The 19,819-nt window shown below is 63.6% G+C and carries 14 protein-coding genes; 10 read left to right on the top strand and 4 right to left on the bottom strand.

The genetic code is table 11. The features are described from left to right. Window positions 1-105 precede the first annotated feature (105 nt). From O0879_RS17765 to O0879_RS17750, 4 genes are all read left to right on the top strand, one after another. Window positions 106-4,833 carry an NAD-glutamate dehydrogenase domain-containing protein gene (locus tag O0879_RS17765; protein ID WP_289917802.1) on the top strand — a complete coding sequence of 1,576 codons (4,728 nt, stop codon included), beginning with the start codon at window positions 106-108 and terminating at the stop codon, window positions 4,831-4,833. Further along, on the top strand, window positions 4,833-5,864 hold the full coding sequence (locus O0879_RS17760) for a succinylglutamate desuccinylase (RefSeq protein ID WP_289917799.1): 1,032 nt from the start codon (window positions 4,833-4,835) through the stop codon (window positions 5,862-5,864). Before O0879_RS17765 ends, O0879_RS17760 begins: the two co-directional genes overlap by 1 nt. Window positions 5,865-6,012: 148 nt before the next feature. After that, the gene (locus O0879_RS17755; RefSeq protein WP_289917797.1) at window positions 6,013-6,993 is read left to right on the top strand and encodes a DUF2167 domain-containing protein; all 981 of its coding nucleotides are present in this window, start codon (window positions 6,013-6,015) and stop codon (window positions 6,991-6,993) included. A gap of 109 nt (window positions 6,994-7,102) precedes the next feature. Next, window positions 7,103-7,612, top strand: coding sequence for a DUF1993 domain-containing protein (locus tag O0879_RS17750; RefSeq protein ID WP_289907259.1), 510 nt, complete (start codon window positions 7,103-7,105; stop codon window positions 7,610-7,612). Here O0879_RS17750 and O0879_RS17745 read toward each other — a convergent pair. Then, complete coding sequence (locus O0879_RS17745; RefSeq protein ID WP_289917795.1) at window positions 7,609-8,181, bottom strand: glycine zipper 2TM domain-containing protein; 573 nt, start codon at window positions 8,179-8,181, stop codon at window positions 7,609-7,611. The genes O0879_RS17750 and O0879_RS17745 overlap by 4 nt on opposite strands. A 163-nt stretch (window positions 8,182-8,344) precedes the next feature. Here O0879_RS17745 and O0879_RS17740 point away from each other — a divergent pair, with 163 nt between their 5' ends. Further along, a complete protein-coding gene (locus O0879_RS17740; protein ID WP_289917793.1) occupies window positions 8,345-9,457 on the top strand; it encodes an NADH:flavin oxidoreductase/NADH oxidase in 1,113 nt (370 codons plus the stop codon). A gap of 40 nt (window positions 9,458-9,497) precedes the next feature. Here the strand turns inward: O0879_RS17740 and O0879_RS17735 are convergent, their stop codons facing one another. Genes O0879_RS17735 through O0879_RS17725 form a run of 3 tightly spaced genes read right to left on the bottom strand, consistent with a single transcriptional unit; the run spans window position 9,498 to window position 11,962 of the window. Continuing rightward, window positions 9,498-10,958 (bottom strand): DUF3443 family protein, encoded by a 1,461-nt coding sequence (locus O0879_RS17735; RefSeq protein ID WP_289917791.1) that lies wholly within the window; start codon window positions 10,956-10,958, stop codon window positions 9,498-9,500. Window positions 10,959-10,990: 32 nt separating this feature from the next. Beyond that, entirely contained in the window at window positions 10,991-11,557 is a 567-nt protein-coding gene (locus O0879_RS17730) for a DUF2844 domain-containing protein (protein WP_289917789.1), read from the bottom strand. A 12-nt stretch (window positions 11,558-11,569) separates the two neighbouring features. Further along, window positions 11,570-11,962 (bottom strand): hypothetical protein, encoded by a 393-nt coding sequence (locus O0879_RS17725; protein ID WP_289917787.1) that lies wholly within the window; start codon window positions 11,960-11,962, stop codon window positions 11,570-11,572. A 97-nt stretch (window positions 11,963-12,059) separates the two neighbouring features. On the opposite strand from O0879_RS17725, the gene O0879_RS17720 reads away from it, so the two are divergent. From O0879_RS17720 to O0879_RS17700, 5 genes are all read left to right on the top strand, one after another. Then, window positions 12,060-13,643 (top strand): ATP-binding cassette domain-containing protein, encoded by a 1,584-nt coding sequence (locus O0879_RS17720; RefSeq protein WP_289917786.1) that lies wholly within the window; start codon window positions 12,060-12,062, stop codon window positions 13,641-13,643. A gap of 254 nt (window positions 13,644-13,897) precedes the next feature. After that, window positions 13,898-14,356: a RidA family protein gene (locus O0879_RS17715; protein WP_076571881.1), complete on the top strand. Its 459-nt coding sequence runs from the start codon at window positions 13,898-13,900 to the stop codon at window positions 14,354-14,356. Between the two features lie 116 nt (window positions 14,357-14,472). Beyond that, window positions 14,473-15,903 carry an amino acid permease gene (locus O0879_RS17710; protein WP_099666226.1) on the top strand — a complete coding sequence of 477 codons (1,431 nt, stop codon included), beginning with the start codon at window positions 14,473-14,475 and terminating at the stop codon, window positions 15,901-15,903. A 419-nt stretch (window positions 15,904-16,322) separates the two neighbouring features. Next, window positions 16,323-17,795, top strand: coding sequence for an amino acid permease (locus tag O0879_RS17705; RefSeq protein WP_077408823.1), 1,473 nt, complete (start codon window positions 16,323-16,325; stop codon window positions 17,793-17,795). 67 nt (window positions 17,796-17,862) lie between these two features. Beyond that, entirely contained in the window at window positions 17,863-19,812 is a 1,950-nt protein-coding gene (locus O0879_RS17700) for a S9 family peptidase (RefSeq protein ID WP_289917783.1), read from the top strand. The last annotated feature ends 7 nt before the right edge of the window (window positions 19,813-19,819 follow it).

The raw sequence follows: 19,819 nt of genomic DNA, 5'->3' as shown, positions 1-19,819 counted from the left end.
AGACAGAATTGGACGGGCGACCCCCGTCTCTTGACACCGCTGCCGCCCAGCCACAAGCCCGAACGACAGCGTTGGACATTCACATTACCGTAATGGAGATGCAAGATGAATCACACGCCACAAGATTTGCGTACACAAACGCTGGAGTTGATTAACGCGGCTGGCAAGGCAGGCAAGGCGGCAGCGCCTGTCGTGCAACTGGTGCAGGCATGGCTCGATTCGCTCGACGCCGAAGACCTGGCCGACATCGCGCCCGACAGCCTGGCGCCCGTGCTGGTCGACGGCTTCACGCAAGCGGCCAAGCGTACCGGCAACGGCTGCCAGATCGCCACCCTGCGCTATGCGGATGGCCGTGGCGGCATGGCGAGCGCCTTGCTGATCCTGAACGAAGACATGCCCTATCTGGTCGACTCCATCGTCATGGCCATGCGCCGCCAGCACCTGGCCGTGCGCGGCGTGATGAACACCGTGCTGCCCGTGCGCCGCGCCGCCGACGGCAGCGTGGAAGCGGTGCGCCAGTCGGGCGACCCGCTCGAATCGTACGTGCTGGTGCTGCTCGACGAAGAGCTGGCGCCGGAAGCCCTGGCCGCGCTGGTCGCCGCCCTGGAGACGGTCGCGCGTGACGCCGCCATCGTGCGTCGCGATGCCGCTGCCATGAGCGAGCGCCTGGCCGCCGTTGCCACGGCCGCATCGCAGCATGGCGAAGAAGGCGCGGAAGTGGCCGCCTTCCTGGAATGGGCACGCAGCGGCGGCTTTGAAGTGTTCGGCTACGCCTACTACCGCGTCAAGCCGGGCGTGCGCGAACTCGAACGCGACATTCCGAGCCGCGTCGGCGTGCTGCAGGATACGGCGCACCCCGTGTACGGCACCTGCCTGGCGAACATCCCGGGCGACTTCGACACCCTGGCCAAGCGCGACTCGGCGCTGTCCATCGTCAAGGCCGACGTGGCGGGTACTTTGCACCGCGACCAGCAGCTGGATTTCATCGGCGTGCGCGACATGGATGCGCAAGGCGCGATCCTGGGCGAGCATTGCTTCGTCGGCCTGTTCACCCGCGCCGGCAATTCCACTCCGCTGGCGGCACTGCCGTTTGCGCGCGGCCGCGTGGCCAAGGTATTGAGCCTGGCAGGCGTGCGCCAGCAAGGCTTCCGTGCCGAGAAGTTCCGCGAAATCCTCGAATCCCTGCCGCGCACGGAAGCGCTGGAAGCGGACCTCGACTGGCTGGCGCAAGTGTGCGGCGCCGTCGTCTCGCTGTACAAGCAGCCGCGTACCAAGGTCTTCGCGCGCCGCGACGTGTATGCGCGCCACCTGAACGTGCTGGTCTACCTGCCGCGTGAGCGCTACAGCGCCAGCGTGGCATCGAGCCTCGCAAAAGCCCTGCAAGCCAGTTCCGGCGCCACGCATGTGAGCACGCAGACCCTGGTGGCCGACGGCCCCCTGGCGCGCGTCTACCTGATCGCCCACGCTGCCCGCTACCCGCTGGACCTGGAAACGGATATCGAACAGCCGTTGCTGGGCGTGCTCGATGGCTGGCATAACGGCTTTGCGGCCGTGGCCGACGCTGTGCCCGACGTGGCACTGCGTACCAGCCTGCGTAAACTGTGCGCTACTTTGCCGCTCGATTACGTGGCCGCCACCGCGCCGGCCGTCGCCTTCCGCGACCTCGACACCATCCTGCGCAATACCGATCCGGCGCACGTGGCCGTGCGCATCGAGACGGGCGCCGTTACCACCATCCGTTTGTACTCGGCCAACAAGGTGCCGCCGCTGTCGACCATCCTGCCGGCCCTGCACAATGCGGGCGTGGCCATCGACCGCGAACAGGCGTATTCGGTTTCGCTGTCCGACGGCACGCGCTATTTCGTCACCAGCCTGACGGTCGATGCCGCCAGCGCGGCGAAACTGGCGCAGCCATCCGTCGTCGCCGTGGCGCAGGACCTGTTTGCCGCCCTGTTCAACGACACGGCCGAAGATGGCCGCCTGAACGGCCTGGTCATTGAAGGGGGCTTGTCGACGCGTGAAGTGCAACTGGTGCGCGCCTACACCAGCTACTGGCGCCAGACGGGCAGCCGCTTCTCGGTGCGCTACATTGCCGAAAGCCTGCGCAAGCAGCCGGCCCAGGTCAAAGCCCTGGTCGACGCTTTCCTGCAGCGCTTCGATCCGGCGCTGTCCGACGCGCAGCACGCGCTAGCCCTGGAGGCCATCGCCGCCATCAAGGCCGGCCTGCCCTCCGTGAACCATGCGGACACCGAGGAAATCCTCGGCGCGCTGGCCGACCTGATGGCCGCCACCCTGCGCACCAGCTACTTCCAGAACAATCAAGCCGGCGACAAGATCATCTTCAAGTTCGACACCAGCAGCCTGGCGCTGGTACCAGAACCGCGTCCTTACCGCGAGATTTTTGTCTTCTCGCGCCGCTTCGAAGGCGTGCACCTGCGCGGCGGCCCTGTCGCCCGTGGCGGCTTGCGCTGGTCCGACCGCATGGAAGACTACCGCACGGAAGTGCTGGGCCTGGTCAAGGCGCAGATGGTGAAGAATGCCGTCATCGTGCCGGCCGGCGCGAAGGGCGGTTTTGTCTGCAAGATGATGCCGAAGGACGCCGTGCGCGAAACCATCGCGGCCGAAGGCGAAGCCGTCTACCGCCTGTTCATTTCCAGCCTGCTGGAAGTGACGGACAACCGCTCGCTGGGCAATATCGTGCCGCCAGTCGACACCGTGTGCTTCGACGACGCCGACCCGTACCTGGTGGTGGCCGCCGACAAGGGCACGGCCACCTTCTCGGACATCGCCAACGGCATCGCCGTGCAGCGCGGTTTCTGGCTCGGCGACGCGTTCGCTTCGGGCGGTTCGAACGGCTACGACCACAAGAAACTGGGCATCACGGCCAAGGGCGCATTCGAAGCCGTGAAGCGCCACTTCTATGAAATGGACCACGACCTGAACACCACCCCGATCACCATGGTCGGTGTGGGCGACATGTCGGGCGACGTGTTCGGCAATGGCGTATTGCTGTCGCGCCAGCTGAAACTGGTGGCCGCGTTCGACCACCGTCACATCTTCCTTGACCCGACACCGGACGTCGCCGTCTCGTTCGATGAGCGCGCGCGCCTGTTCGCCTTGCCGCGTTCCTCGTGGGATGACTACAACAAGGACTTGATCTCGGCAGGCGGCGGCGTGTATCCGCGCTCCGCCCGCACGATCGACCTGTCGCCGCAAATCCGCGCCGCACTCGATATCGCCGAAACCTCGCTGCCGCCGGAAGAGCTGATGCACCGCATCCTGAAGTCGCCCGTGGACCTGTTCTACAACGGCGGCATCGGTACCTACATCAAGGCTTCCACCGAGACGCACGCACAGGTGAAGGACCGCGCGAATGACCATATCCGCGTCAGCGGCAATGAGCTGCGCGTGAAAGTCGTGGCCGAAGGCGGCAACCTGGGTGCGACCCAGGCCGGCCGTATCGAGTTTGCACTGACGGGCGGTCGCATCTTCACCGATGCGATCGACAATTCGGCCGGCGTGGATTGCTCGGACCATGAAGTCAACGTGAAAATCTGGCTGGATGTGGAAGTCAATGCGGGCAAGCTGACGGAAGCCGACCGCAATCGCGAGCTGTATGCGATGACGGACGACGTCGAGCGCCTGGTCTTGCGCGACAACACGCAGCAGACGCATTTGCTGGTGCGCGAATTGCAGGCGCAAAGCGAAAGCGCCGTGCAGGATGGCTATGCCGCGCTGATCGCCAGCCTGGAAGAAGAGGGTGCCCTGTCGCGCGAACTGGAGCAACTGCCGTCGGTGGCCGAACTGGCGCGCCGCAAGGCCGACGGCCGTGGCTTGACCACGCCGGAACTGGCCGTGGTGATCGCCAACGTGAAGAACCGCTTCAAGCGCATCCTCTCAAGCCTGCCGTTGACCGGTGAAACCTGGGCCGAGCCAGTCCTGAAGCCTTACTTCCCGTCCTTGCTGGTGGAAACGCGTTCGGCGCTCGACCACCCGCTGGCCAACGCCATCCTGGCGACCGTGCTGGCCAATGAAGTGATCAACCGTTGCGGTCCGCTGATGATCCGCAACCTGGCGGCGGAGCACGGCGTGGACGAGTCCAGCGTGATCCTGGCCTGGGGCCAGGCTTGGGTGGCGCTGAACCTGGCGCCCGTGTTCGACGCGCTCGATGCGGACGCGCTGACGATCCCACGCGACGTGTCGATCAAGGTCGATGCGCAAACGCGCGTGCTGCAGCAGACGATGATCGCCGGCGTGCTGTCGGTGCCTGCCGAACAGTTGCGCGGCGCCGGCCTGGCCGAACTCACGCGCCTGTTTGGCGCGGAATCGAAGCGCGACCTGCTGAAAGCCGTCGGCATCAAGTCGGAAGCGGCGCTGGTGCCGGGCTTGACGCCAGCCTTCGTGCAGGCGTGGGATGCGGTCGATGCGCTGGAAGTCGTCGCCGGCTTCCTGTTCCCGGCCCTGTCCGTGCCCCGTCCTGCGGCGATGGACCTGGCGGCCTTCCTGCAAGTGGGCCTGGCCCTGCGCAGCCAGGCGGGTATCGGCACGCTGGAGCGTGGCTTGAAGCTGGCCGCGCAAGGCAAGTCGCAGGAACAGTTGCGCAACTACGCGCAGCAAGCGCTGCGCCGCACGCAACAGCGTCTGCTGACGCAGGTGCTGGCGCGCGCCGAGCAAGGCAATGCAGGCCAGGCCGTCGATGCGGTGACGGGCGCGCTGGGCCTGTCGGCCTATGTGGCGGCGACGGAACTGGAGCAAGCCATGCTGGACGTGTGGACCTTGTCGGAAGCCGTGAATAAAATCACGGCGAAACCCATAGCGGAAGCGGCGGTGTAATGACGCAAGCAGTAACGCAGGTAGTAACCCAGGTAGTAGCGGGGGCTGGCGGCTTGCCGCCAGCCGTGCAGGCACTGGCGCAGGCCGATTTCAGCGGCGTGGCGCAGCTGTTCGCCAACGCCGGTTTCACGGTGGCCTTGCCAGCGCCCGGCATGCTGCAAGTCGTCAAGCCGCAGGCCGATGCGGGGCGCGCCAGCGTGGCCGTCTCGGTGGGCGTGCATGGCGACGAAACGGGGCCGATCGAAGTGCTGGCGCATCTGCTCGACGCCTTGTCGCGCGATGCGTCGGCGCTGGCCGTCGACCTGCTCGTTTGCGTGGGCAATGTCGATGCGATCCGGGCCGGCAAGCGTTTCATCGACGCCGACCTGAATCGCATGTTCCGTCCCGTGCGGGGGAGTTTGGCGCAAGCGGCGGAAAGCGCGCGCGCCGATGAAATGATCGCTGCGACAGCAGCGTTCTTTGACGCGGCGGGCCCCGTGCGCTGGCACCTGGACTTGCACACGGCCATCCGGCCTTCCGTGTACCCCACGTTTGCCATCGTGCCCGACCTGGTGGCCGACGACGCCAAGGCACAGCTGATCGACTGGCTGGGCCAGGCGGCTATCGGCGCCATCATCATGAACCCGCAGTCGGCCGGCACCTACAGTTATTACTCGGCCGAGCATTTCGGCGCGGCCGCCAGCACGGTGGAACTGGGCCGCGTGGGTACCCTGGGGCAGAACGATTTGTCCCTGTTCGACGATGTGTCGCGGGCGCTCGATGGCTTGCTGCGCGGCTTGCCTGCGCAGCCCGTCAAGGCGCAACCGCACGTGTTCAAGGTGGCGCAGGAAATCATCAAGCACAGCGATGAATTCCGCATGGCGTTCGATCGCAGCACGCAGAATTTCACGTCCCTGCCGCAGCACGCCGTGATCGCCAGCGATGGCGACCATGTCTACACGGTGCAGCATGCGGAAGAGCTGGTGGTGTTCCCGAACCCGGACGTGCGCGTGGGCTTGCGCGCGGGCTTGATGGTGGTGCGTACCTCCTGATCGTCCCGCCATCACGCAGCATCAGGCGCCAGCCGGGGAAACCCGCCTGGCGCTTTTTTTGCCAAAAAGATGCCGCACAGAAATAATTATCCATTAGGCAATCAACTGGTTTAAAATATTTTCCCTTTTGCAATTTATTGGACCGTTCATGTTGAAACGCCTGCTGACAGCCCTGCTGTGCCTGACCCTCTCCGGCCTGACGGCTGCCGCCCCCGCCGATGAGAAGGCTTCTGCGCCGGAAATGACGGCCGAGCAATTCCTCGCCCAGTTGCACCTGCAGCGCGGCAAGATCACCTTGCCGGGCGGCATCGCTACCCTGGATTTGCCCGCCAACTTCCGTTATCTGTCGCCGACGGACGCCGAGCGCGTGCTGGTCGATGCCTGGGGCAATCCACCGGGCATGGTATCGCTGGGCATGATCGTGCCCGCCAAGACCAGCGTGCTCGAGCGTGACAGCTGGGGTGTCATCGTCACGTATGAAAAGGAAGGGCATATCAAGGATGACGATGCGGACAGCATCAAGTACGACGAATTGCTCAAGGATATGCAGACGTCCGTGCTGGAAAACAATGCGGAGCGCAAGAAGCAGGGCTATCCGGGCATCCATTTGATGGGCTGGGCGGAAAAGCCCAGCTATGCCAAGGATACGCACAAGCTGTACTGGGCCAAGGACTTGATGGTCGATGGCGGCGAGCATTCACTGAACTACAACGTGCGCGTGCTGGGCCGCGAAGGCGTGCTGAACCTGAACGCGATCGCCAGCATGCAGCAGATCGAGGCGATCAAGAAAGAGATGCAGCAAGTGACGGCGTTCACGGAATTTACCGAGGGTAACCGCTACACGGATTTCGACAGCAAGACGGACAAGGTGGCCGAATATGGCCTGGCGGCGCTGGTGGCAGGTGGCGTGGCCAGCAAGCTGGGCCTGTTTGGCAAACTGCTGGCGCTGTTGCTGGCCTTCAAGAAAGTGCTGATCCTGGCCGTGGTAGGCGGCGGTGCGGCCATCGTCAAGTTTTTCGGCGGCAAGCGCAAGGATAAGCCGGCGCCGCAGCCGCAGCCAGTACTGCAGCCGGAAGCGGCGGAACAGCCCGGCCATGCGCCGGATGGCAAGGTAAACCTGGACAAGTAATAGCAACTGTGCCGCTCGGTGCGCTGGCGCACAGGAGTGGCATGGTGCGCGCTGCCGGAAGACGGCGCCTCGGGTACACTGGCTCATCGTTCATTCTCAGGAGTCCGCCATGTCCGTGTCCATGTATCAGGCAACCATTCCCGTCTTTATCCGCGGCTTGCGGGTCGTTTCGTCCTTGCTGGAAAAGGCGCAAGCCCATGTGGAGGAAGATGGCATCGTGCCTGAGATTTTATTGGGCGCGCAGCTGGCGCCCGACATGCTGGATCTGACGGCGCAGGTGCAGCGCGCCAGCGATACGTCGAAGATGTCGGTCGAGCGCCTGAGCGGCGTGCCGGCGCCGAAGTTCGAGGATAACGAAGCGTCGTTCGAGCAGCTGCAGGAACGTATCGCCAACACCATCGCCTACATCGACAGCGTGAATGCGGGCCAGATGGCGGGCAGCGCGCAGAAGGAAGTGGTGCTGAACTGGACCGACGAAGGGAAAAAATTCTCGGGCGACAATTACCTGCTCAGCTTTGCTTTGCCGAATTTTTATTTCCACGTTTCCATGGTCCACGCCATCCTCAGAAACAATGGCGTGGCCGTGGGCAAGCTCGATTATCTGGGACCGTACGATTAACGCTGTGGCTGCTGTTGGACCTGGTTCTGCACAGCATTGCCCAGCATGCCGCCGCCGATCACGCCGGCCACCGTCGCCAGCGCCTTGCCGCGGCCGCCACCGACCTGATTGCCGATCAAGCCGCCGATGACGGCGCCCGTGCCGATGCCCACGTAGTTCGGTTGTGCCGGCGCCGGTGCAGGCACTGGCTGCGGCTGGCGTACGGGTTCGCGGTAAGCCGTGTCGCGGTAGCCATCATTGTTATCGTTGTAGGCAGGACGCGCCTGCGCCACTTGTGTGTGGTGCACGACACGCTTGTGCACGACGGGCGCCGGGGCTGGTGCCGGGGCGGCTTGGGCCACGACAGGCGCGGCGAGCGGGGCCGCCACGGGCGCTGCCAGGGCAGCGGCGCTGGCCGGCGTCATGGCGGCCACGTCGGCAGGGATGGCTGGCGTGGCAGGCACGTTCGCCCGCGAATTGGGCAGGATGCCGGCGATGGACGCCGCGCCCACCAGGCACAGGACCGTCACGGAAATGGCGGCGCCGGCCATCAAGGGGTGGATGCGGCTGGCGGTAGTCGTCGTGTTCATGTGTTCTCCTGGGGGGCAAGGTGTTGCGCTGTTGTTGATGTGTCCAGATTAACGGTCGCGCCGGCCCAAGGCTAGCCCTTGCGCTGTATCAAACGTAAGCAGGTGTAAGCCGCACTTTCCAAAGCACAGTAGAATCGGTGCATTCCCTTTTCCGGAGTCCGCCATGAGCCAGTTATTCACGCCATATGCACTGGGGCCGCTGCTCGTGGCCAACCGTATCGCCATTGCGCCCATGTGCCAGTACTCGGCCGACAACGGCAACGCCACCGACTGGCACATGATCCACCTGGGCCACCTGGCCCTGTCCGGGGCGGGCTTGCTGATGACGGAAGCGACGGCCGTCTCGCCCGAGGGACGCATCTCGGCCGAAGACCTGGGCCTGTGGTCGGACGCGAACCAGGCGGCGCTGGCCAACGTGGTGCAGGCGATCCGCCGCCACGCGCCGATTCCACTGGTGGTGCAACTGGGTCACGCAGGACGCAAGGCGTCGAGCCGCGCGCCCTGGCAGGGCGGCGCCTGCGTGCACCTGGCCGAGGGCGGCTGGCAAACGGTGGCGCCGTCCGCCATCGCCCACTCTCCCGGAGAAACCGTGCCGATCGCCCTCGATGAAATGGGTTTGTTGCAGATCAAGGGCGCGTTTGTCGCGGCCGCGCAGCGCGTGCATGCGCTCGGTATCGAAGGCATCGAACTGCATGCGGCGCACGGTTATTTGCTGCACCAGTTCCTCTCGCCCCTGTCCAATCACCGTACCGACGTGTACGGCGGCAGCCTGGACAACCGCATGCGTTTTCCGCTGGAAGTGTATGAAGCCGTGCGCGCCGCCGTGCCCGACAGCGTGGCCGTGGGCGTGCGCCTTTCCGCCACCGACTGGGTCGATGGCGGCTGGGAAATCGAACAAAGCGTGCGCTTCGCGCAGGAACTCAAGCAGCTGGGCGCCGACTTCATCCACGTCTCCAGCGGTGGCATTTCGCCACAGCAGCAAATTCCCGTGAGTCCCGGCTATCAGGTGGCGTTTGCCGAGCGCATCAAGCGCGACAGCGGCTTGCCCACCATCAGCGTGGGTTTGATCACGGAAGCGCAGCAGGCGGAAGACATCATTGCGCAAGGTCAATCCGACATGGTGGCGCTGGCGCGCGCCATCCTGTTCGACCCGCGCTGGCCCTGGCATGCGGCGGCCCAGTTGGGCGCACAGGTGCAGGCGCCACCGCAGTACTGGCGTTCGCAGCCGCGCGAGTACAAGCACCTGTTCGGCGACACGACCCTGGGCCAGCGCTAGGAGTCCCGGCCGGGAGCGTAATCCGCCGGCGGCTGGAGGGCTAAGGCGTATGCGTAAAGGCGGGTCCCGTGACGCTCACCCCCACTGCGGAGCGACCATCGATCAGCATGCCAACCGAGCGGCCAAAGAAGAAGCTCGCCCCCATGTTCAAGGTCAGGTAAGGCGCGCCCACGGCGCCGGCCAAACCCTCGAACGCATGGGCGGTCGGATGCGCGGTGAACGCGGCCAATGCGTCCACGGTGAGGATGGAGACGCTCGAGACCGTGCCGGCACGGCCAGTGTTCGAGGCCGTGAGCGACAGGGGACCGCCGGGGCAGAAGAAGGAGGAGATTGCTCCACTGCAGGAGATGAAGTTGCCGCCAGCCGGGAAGAAGTTAATGCTCGAGCCGCTGTCGATGAAGCTGTTGCTCAAGGTACGGCCATTGAAGTCCGACGAAAAGTAGCCGAGATTGGTGGCGCCCAGTACCGAGCTGCCCGCTGGCAGGGCATTGTTCGAGCGGGTTCCCAGGCCGAAGATCAGCATGCCCTCGGCGCGCTCGGCAACGTGGTTCGACAAGGGGGGCAGGATGATGATGTTGCCATTGTTGTCGGCCCCAAAGCCCGTGAGGGGATTGCCAACCTGGTCCGCCAGCGGCACTGGAATTTGGCGGCATGGAACCGAGGAGCACGCGTAGTAGACGGGCGCGGCGAAGACCGTGCACGCGGAGCCGCAGTCTTGCGCGAACAAGCCCACGCCAATGATGCCCTTGGCGCCCATGTCCGCAGCCGTTTTCAGCATGGTGCCCTGGGTTTGGCACGATGCAGGGATGCTGGCAAATCTGGCACCCGGATCGGCGATGATCTGGATGGCCATGTTGGTGGCCAGCTTGCCGCCTTGATTGGTGCCGCCCATGCGGATGTCGGCCTTGCGGACGCTGCCCCAGGTGGTGCCGGAAATGAAGGAAATGCACTGGCCCAACGGTTCACCGCCTGAAGTGGCACTGGCCAGGCTGCCCAACAGTTGGGAGGGCACGTCGGCGGCAAACACGCGCAGTCCGACCGAGCCGGTGTCAACCAGGACATGGTCGATGACGGCGCAGTTGTTGGTGTTGCCCGGAGCGCAAATTTTGACATCCACAAAGATCGCGTTCGGCGTGTTGCCGTTGCCGTTTGCAGGACCGGCATCGACATAGATAGGCGCGACATTGTCGTCGCCGATGACGGCGGCGACCGGATTCAACGGCGAGCCGCCGGGCTTGTTTTCCGGAGGCTTGATGATGATCGGCGGATCGACGGGGGTGACGGGCGGATTGGTGACGACCGGAGGCTCCACCACCACAGGCGGGCTGACGACGGGAGGCGCCACCACGGGCGGGGTCACGGGCGGGTTAGTCTGCACGGGAGGAGGGGTTGACGAGCCGGACCCGCCGCCGCAGGCGCTCAGGGCGAGGGTGGCGAACAGGGCAAATGCCGCGGACATCAATGGCAGGCGGAAGCGGTGCGCGAAGGAGGGCGTTTTCATGGAATCCTTGAGGGGTGAATTGGGAGAGGCGCTTAGCGCAGTGTCGCCAGGTCGAAGCCTGCCGGCAGCCGGGAACTCAGGTAGGAGTAGCCCGAATAGGCGCGCAGGTGTCCGCTTGAAACGATGGTCCAGTCGCCGGCGGTGGCATTGAGCAGGCGCGGCGAACGAATCCGCGACGAACGCTGGGCGACCTGGGCGCGATCGAGGGAGGGTTTGTAGGCGCCCAGCAGGGATGCCAGGTCAGGCATGGTCGGGGCGGCCCACGACACGGCGAATACGAAGCCGCCTGCATCCGCAAACTCTGTGGCGACGCCGCCATCGGGCAGGACTATCCTGTGGCTGGAATACGGCAAACTCGTCGAGGCCGATGCGTCCAGGACGGTTGAAAAGGAGCGCGCATGCATGGCCCTGGCGTCGGCGACGGACCCTTGGGCCGGCGAGATGATGTCGCCCAGGCCTGCCTGGGAGGCAGGGGAGAAAATACCCAGCAGGCATACCAGGATGGCGGGACGCATGGCAGGCAGCGCAGGCAGCGCAGCGGCTGCCATCGCCAGCTGGTTTGTGCGCCGCGCCGGGCCACTACGTGGATAATTAAACATACCGACACCTCTTCATTTGCTAATCATAAATAATCGCCCCTCTTTTCCGCTTGCATCCTTGCGCGGATTCGGGAAAGGCGTCTCTATTGGAAATTTCCTCAGGGAAACATGCTGATAAGAAAAGTCCTGCTGCGAAGCCATTGCATGACTCGCGCATAACATCGTCTTGCCATCGAATGCCGCTCCAGCATCGGGTTCCACCGCTGCGATGGACAGACGATGAAATTCTTGCTTTGCGACAAGATGAAAAATACCGCAGCCGTGGAGAATAAGATTGAATCTGTGCGACAAATGCTGATCGATATGACAAAAATTCCGCGTGGCCCGCATCGGGCAATAGCTTTCATCTTCTGCTAAACTCCGGTTTCTTCCACTATTCATTCCGGACACTTCGACATGCGCCATTGATACTGCCGTGCTGTGCACGGCCTCGCCCTTCCCGCCACAGCGCCTTTGCGCCGCGCGGGTTCGCCAGCCCTGTCTGCACGTACAAGGAGTATCCATGCCCGCATTACTACAACTCGACCGTCTTTCCTTCGCGCTGCCCGATGGCCGCACCCTGTTTTCCGATTTGCAATTCGCGTTTGCCCCGCAACGTATCGGCCTCGTCGGCGATAACGGTGTGGGCAAGAGCGTGCTGGCGCGCCTGCTGGCATGCCAGGAGCAGCCGTCTTCTGGCGCCGTGCGCTGTGACGGTGTCGTGCATTACGTGGCGCAGGAACTCGATCCGCAGCGCTATCCCACCGTGGCGGCCCTCGCCGGCGTGGCCAGCTTACTGGCGGCGCTGGCGCGCATCGCCGAAGGCAGCGTCGACGAGGCCGACTACGCCCTGGTGGGAGACCGCTGGGATGCCCATGCGCGCTTGCGCCAGGCGCTCGACGCGCTTGATTTATCTCATGTCGATGCCGACACGCCGACGGCTGGCCTGAGCGGTGGCGAGCGCCAGCGCATTGCCCTGCAAGGCGCCTGGCTGTCGCAGGCGGACTGGCTGGTCCTCGATGAGCCGAGCAACCACCTTGATGTCCATCAACGTGCCCGCCTGGTGGCGCAGATGGCGCGCTGGCCGGGCGGCTTGCTGCTGATCAGCCATGACCGCGGCTTGCTGCAGCACGTCGATGAAATTGTCGAGCTGTCGCCGCAGGGCTTGCGCAGCTATGGCGGCAATTACGCCATGTTTGCGCAGCAGCGCGCGCTGGAGCAGGCTGGCTACGCCGCCGTCCTGCAGGCGGAAAAGTCCGGCGCCAGGCGCGAACAGCGCGAGGCGCAGCAGCAGGCCGAACGCCAGCAGAAACGGGTGACGCGCGGTGAGCGCGAGGGCCGCGAAGGCAATCAAAGCAAGCTGCTGCTGGACGCGAAAAAGGAGAAAAGCCAGGATAGCCAGGGCAGGCTGCGCGTGCGCGCGCAAGAGGCGCAGCAGGCGCGCCAGCAAAGGGTGATGGACGCCAGCGCCCGCTGCGCGCCCGAGGCCGAACGGCTGCTGCTGGCGCCCGGGAGTGGCGTGCCGAACGGGAAACTGATCCTGGAGCTGCGCGCATTGGTCTTGCCGCATGGCCAGACGCACGCCATCAACCTGGTGCTGAGCGGCCCGCGCCGCCTGGCCGTGACGGGAGACAATGGCAGCGGCAAGTCGACCCTGCTGCGCGTGATCGCGGGACAGCTGGCGCCCGCCAGCGGCGCGCTGCGCTGCCATGCGCAGGTGGCCTGGCTGGACCAGCATGCTGGGCTGCAAGACGGCGAGTGGAGCACCGTGCAACGTTTGCAGGAACGCAACAGCATTGTGCCGGAAGGCGAGTTGCGCACGCGGCTGGCGCTGCTGGGCATTGCCGGCGCGCGCGCCACCATGCCCAGCCGTTTGCTGAGCGGGGGCGAGCGCATGAAGGTGGCGCTGGCGGCCGAACTGTATGCGCAGACGCCGCCGCAATTGCTGCTGTTAGATGAACCCGACAATCATCTGGACCTGGCCAGCCTGCAGGCGCTCGAGCAGATGCTGCTGCAATATCAGGGGGCGTTACTTGTGGTTTCGCATGACAAGGCATTTCTGGAGGCGATAAACCTTGACCCGGAGGGCTTGACATTGCATAAGTGATAATTGAATGAAAAAATACACGCTCGATGCCTGGAGAGCATGCTTCATGAACCGATGCTGAATTTTGTTTGATTGTCGGTATAATCCACTGAATAACCGGGCCTATTTGTGAACTAAAACTGCTGGTTCACCAATATGATGACGTTTAATCTGGCACTGTTGTCGGTCACTGCCGCGCTGCCAGGGCGTCATCCTCCGTGCCCTGCCGTGCATGAATTTTGGTTTCGCTTATATTGTTTTCTTGGAGAAATAGCATGTCGTTTTACGAAAAACTCAAAGCCCTCAACATCGAATTGCCAGTCGTTGCCGCACCAGCTGCCGCCTACGTGATGCATGCCCGCACGGGCAACACCGTCTTCCTGTCCGGCCACCTGGCCAAGAAGGATGGCAAGGTCTGGGTGGGGCAACTGGGCAAGGACGTCACCACGGAAGAAGGCAAGATCGCTGCGCGCGGCATCGCCATCGAACTGATCGCCACCTTGCAAGACGCGTGCGGCGGCGACTTGAGCAAGGTCAAGCGCATCGTCAAGGTCATGAGCCTGGTCAATTCCACTTCCGAATTCACGGAACAGCACCTGGTGACCAATGGCGCCTCGGAACTGTTCGTCGAAGTCTTCGGCGACAGCGGCAAGCACGCCCGCTCCGCCTTCGGCGTGGCGCAAATCCCGCTGGGCGCTTGCGTCGAGATCGAACTGATCGCCGAACTGGCCTGATCAGCTGAGCATGCCGGCGCCTGTCGCCGGCTCGCCTTTTCCTCCTTTCCAGCAAGAGCGGAACCGCCATTGGGGTGGAGGGATCGGTGTATTCAAGAAAAAAACGGAGACACGTAATGAAAACGAGTGAACAAGGCTTGCACCGCGGCCTGGGCGAGCGGCAGATTCGCCTGATGGCGCTGGGCGCCGCGATTGGCGTGGGCCTGTTTTTGGGTTCCGGCAATGCGATCAAGATGGCCGGTCCCGGCATCATGCTGTCGTACATCATCGGTGGCGCGGTCATCTTCATGATCATGCGCGCGCTGGGCGAAATGGCCGTGCACAATCCCGTGGCCGGTTCCTTCAGCCGCTATGCCCAGGATTACCTGGGCCCCCTGCAAGGCTACCTGACGGGCTGGAACTACTGGTTCCTGTGGCTGGTCACGTGCGTGGCGGAAATTACCGCCGTCGCCATCTACATGGGTATCTGGTTCCCCGACGTGCCGCGCTGGATCTGGGCCTTGGCGGCCCTCGGCTCCATGGGCGCGATCAACTTGCTGGCCGTGAAAGCCTACGGCGAATTCGAATTCTGGTTTGCCCTGATCAAGGTGGTCACCATCATCCTGATGATCGTCGGCGGCACGGGCATGATCATCTTCGGTTTCGGCAATGGCGGCGTGGCCATCGGTATTTCCAACCTGTGGACGCATGGCGGCTTCTTCCCGAATGGCGCGCAGGGCGTGCTGATGTCGCTGCAGATGGTGATGTTTGCCTACCTGGGCGTGGAAATGATCGGTCTGACGGCCGGCGAAGCGGCGAACCCGAAGAAATCGATTCCTGACGCTATCAATTCGGTGTTCTGGCGCATCCTGATTTTCTATGTCGGCGCACTGTTCGTCATCCTGTCGATTTACCCATGGAATGAAATCGGCACCACCGGCAGCCCCTTCGTCATGACGTTCGAACGCCTGGGCATCAAGACGGCCGCCGGCATCATCAACTTCGTCGTGCTGACGGCAGCCTTGTCGTCGTGCAATGGCGGTATCTTCAGCACGGGCCGCATGCTGTACAACCTGGCCCTGCAAGGCCAGGCGCCGAAGGCGTTTGCGGAAACCACGGCCAGCGGCGTGCCGCGCCGCGCCATCCTGGTATCCGTGTTTGCCCTGCTGCTGGGCGTGCTGCTGAACTACCTGGTGCCGGAAAAAGTGTTTATCTGGGTCACCTCGATTTCCACCTTCGGCGCCGTCTGGACCTGGGGCGTGATCCTCGTCACGCAAATCCAGTTCCGCAAGACCTTGACGCCGCTGGAAATCAAGAACCTGGCCTTCCGCATGCCGTTCGCGCCCTACGGTTCCTGGATTTCGCTGGCTTTCCTGGCGCTGGTGATCGGCCTGATGGCGTATTTCCCCGATACGCGCATCGCCCTGATGGTGGGACCGGCCTGGCTGATCCTGCTGACGGTGCTGTACTACGCGCTGGGCCTGGCGCCGAAAGACCGCCGCGATGACGTGCCGCAAGGCTACGAAGCGGGTTGGCCGCCGGCCGATGTGCCGCACGGCAAGAAGTAACCCAGCCTAGTTGAGCTGAATCAAAAGCGCGCCCCTGCACTTGCAGCGGCGCGCTTTTTCTTTCATATTGGCCATTCCATGTTCCCCTAGCGCCAGTGCGCGTTTGATGGCGCACGCCTGGCGTTGTTTCCTTGCATCAAAGTTCTGTTTAGCTGAACCGATGAAAGCCCTATAATCGCTTAGTTTTGAAAATGGACGCGATCTTTCCGGTTTTTTGCCAGGTAGGGCCGGAGCGCCGTTTTTAAGTGTTTTTACCCGTCATGTTTCGAACGACACCTGACAAAACCGTAGCGAGCGGATGCGAGTTGTGGCTAAGAAGCGCAGCTGTGCGAATGCACAGTGAGCATCGCAGGCCGCAAATCACGACGCGCAGTAGGTTTTGGCAGGTGTTCAAGTGCATGCCTCATAAAGGAATGCTAGTGAGCCAAACCCTGGTCCAGAAACTTTGCCGCACCAAGCCGATCGATACCACGGTCGAATATGGTGAAGGCCTCAGCAGCAGTGGCTTGAGCCGGTCCATCGGCCTGTTTTCCCTCACCATGATCGGCGTGGGCGCCACCATCGGCACGGGCATTTTCTTTACCATGGTCGAAGCCGTCCCCAAGGCGGGCCCATCGGTCGTCCTGTCTTTCCTGATCGCCGCCATCACGGCCGGTCTGACGGCCCTGTGCTATGCGGAGCTGTCGTTCCGCATTCCCGCCTCCGGCTCCTCGTATTCGTTTGCTTACGCCACCGTGGGCGAGTTTCTTGCCTTCATCATGGCCGCCTGTCTGCTGCTGGAGTACGGCTTGGCGGGCAGTGCCGTGGCCATCGGCTGGTCGTCCTACCTGAATAATTTCCTGGAAAATGCCTTCGGCTGGCATATTCCCGAGATGCTGCGCACGCCGATGATCGTTTCTGGCCCGCATGGCATGGAGTTTCATGCCGGCCACATCAACCTGCCGCCCATCTTTTTGATTTGCATGTGCGGCTTTTTGCTGCTGCGCGGCGCCAAGGAATCGGCTCTGATGAACGCCATCATGGTCATCATCAAGCTGGCGATCCTCGTGTTTTTCATCGTCATCGCGTTTTCCGGCTTCAATGCCGACAATTTCTTCCCCTTCTTCAATACCGACAATAGCAAGGGCTTTGCCGGCATGACGGGCGTGACGGCGGCGGCCGGCACCGTCTTCTTCTCCTTCATCGGCCTCGATACGGTGGCGACGGCCGGTGACGAAGTGAAAAATCCCACGCGCAATGTGCCGCGCGGCATTCTTGGCGCCTTGCTCATCGTCACCGTGTTTTATTTGCTGGTGGCCGTGGCCGCCCTCGGCGCGCAGCAGGCGAAATTGTTCGAAGGCCAGGAAGCGGGCCTGGCGGTGATCCTGCAAAACGTCACGGGCAAGACCTGGCCCGCGCTGGTGCTGTCGGCCGGCGCCGTCATTTCCGTCTTCAGCGTGACCCTGGTGACGATCTACGGCCAGACGCGCATCCTGTTTGCCGTCAGCCGCGACGGCCTGATCCCGAAGTCGTTCCAGAAGATCCACCCGCGCACCCTGGTGCCTGTGAGCAATACGATCATCGTTTGCCTGGTGGTGGCCGTGGTGGCCGGTTCCGTCGATGCGACTTACTTGTGGGACATGGTCAGCATCGGTACTTTGACAGCCTTCATGGTGGTGTCGATCGCCGTGCCCGTGCTGCGCCACAAGCAGGGCGCGAACCGCATCGAAGGCTTCAGCGTGCCGTTCGGGCCGTACGTGATTCCTGGCCTCAGCGTGCTCGCTTGCCTGTACATCATGCGCGATTTGCCGCATACGACGTTCGTTGTGTTCAGTGTGTGGATGGCGGTGACGGTGGCCATTTATTTCCTGTACAGCATGCGGCATTCGCACCTGGGCAAGAAGGCCCGCTAATGCAGTCTGTTCCATCCGAAACCGCCGCGCTTGCCGGCGGTTTTTTTTATTTCTAACCGGAATTTACATGATGAAAATAACTGATCTGGCCGCCTGCAGCTTGCTGGCAAGCAGCCTTCTGGGCACCCTGGCACAGGCCGCTCCTGCCACCGAGCCGGCCTTGCGCGATTACCGCGCCGTTGCCCTGTCGGCCAACGGCCAGCGCATCGCCGCCATCGAATCGAGCAAGGCCGGTGAACAGCCGCAGCGCCCGCATGCGGCCATCGTCGTGCGCGACGCCGCCAACGGCGCCATCGTGCAGCAATTCGACCCTTGCGCCGTGTGCTCGTACGACAAGCCCAGCTGGTCGCCGGATGGCAGGCAGCTGGCCTTTGTTGGCTACGATGCCAAGGCGGGCATGGCGCATCTGTACCTGGCCACGATGACACAGGCGCAAGCCCAGATATTGACGAGCATCAAAGGTGTGGCCAGTACGGCGCGCTGGTCGCCGGATGGCAAGCAGCTAGCCCTGCTCGCGACGGTGGGTGCGCGCAAGCTGGCCGGCGCCGTCGAGGCGGGTGCGCGCCAGGTGGGCGAAGTGGGCAGCGAAGACGATGCCCAGCGCATCGCCGTCGTGCCGGCCAGCGGCGGCGAGCCGCGTCTGCTGTCGCCAGGCGACACCTATGTGTATGAATACAGCTGGACGCCCGATGGCCGCGGCTTTGTCGCCACCAGCGCGCAAGGCAATGGCGACAGCAACTGGTGGGTCGCCAAGCTCAGCCATATTGATGCGGCCACGGGCGCCCTGCGCGTGATCGCGTCGCCGGCCATGCAGCTGAACCTGCCTTCGGTCTCGCCGGACGGCAAGACGGTGGTCTTCATCGGCGGCCTGATGAGCGATTTCGGCTCCATCGGCGGCGATATCTACACCGTACCGCTGGCCGGCGGCACGCCGCGCAATCTCACGCCAGACTATCGCGGCACCTTCAATGGCGTCGTCTGGCGCGGCGCCGGCTTGCTGGCAACGGCCCTGATCGACTCGCAGCTGGCGCTGGTGCCCATCGATGCGCAAAGCGGCCCGGCCCGGCCTGTGCTGCTCGGTGAGCTCAGCAGCAGCGGCAGCGATGGCCGCCTGTCGTTCAGCGCCGATGGGCGTCACGCCGCTGCCGCTCAGGAAGATTTCACGCACGCCAGCTACCTGGTGGCGGGACCGGTGGGCCAGCTGAAAAAGATTACGCGCGACAATGACGGTTTTGCGCCGCAACTGACGGTGCAGAACGTGGGCTGGAATAACGAGCAATACAAGGTGCAAGGCTGGCTGCTGGGGCCGTTGAAGGCGGACGCAGGCAAGCGCTACCCGATGGTCGTCAATGTGCATGGCGGCCCGGGCGCCGCCGCCTCGCCCCGTTACGTGGGAGCGAGCACCCTGATCCACGAATTGACACAAAAGGGTTATTTCGTCTTCCTGCCCAATCCGCGCGGCAGCTTTGGCCAGGGCCAGGCCTTTACGCGCGCCAACATGGCCGACTTCGGCGGCGGCGACTGGCGCGACATCCTGGCCGGCATTGATGCCGCGCAAAAAGTGGCGCCCATCGATGGGGACCGCCTGGGCCTGATCGGCCATTCGTATGGCGGCTTCATGACCATGTGGGGCGTCACGCATAGCGACCGTTTCAAGGCGGCCGTGGCGGGTGCAGGCGTGTCGAACTGGATCAGCTATTACGGCCAGAACGGCATCAACCAGTGGATGATCCCGTTCTTTGGCGCCTCCGCGTATGACAATCCGGCCGTCTACCGCAAGGCTTCACCCATCGAATCGATCAAGGCGGCCAAGACGCCGACCCTGATCTACGTGGGCGAGCGCGACGTGGAAACGCCAGCTGCCCAGTCGCTGGAATTCTGGCACGGCTTGCGCGCCATGGGCGTGCCGTCCAGCCTGTTCATCTACGACGGCGAAGGCCATTCCTTCCGCAAGCCCGAGCATCAGCGCGACTTGCAGAAGCGCACCATCGGCTGGTTTGAGCAGTATCTGAAGTAAGTTGCGC

Source organism: Janthinobacterium sp. SUN120, from assembly GCF_030397735.1.
GTDB classification, from domain to species: Bacteria; Pseudomonadota; Gammaproteobacteria; order Burkholderiales; family Burkholderiaceae_D; genus Janthinobacterium; species Janthinobacterium kumbetense.
Note: the sequence above shows the minus strand (reverse complement) of the source record. Positions and strands in the feature narration are given on the sequence as shown.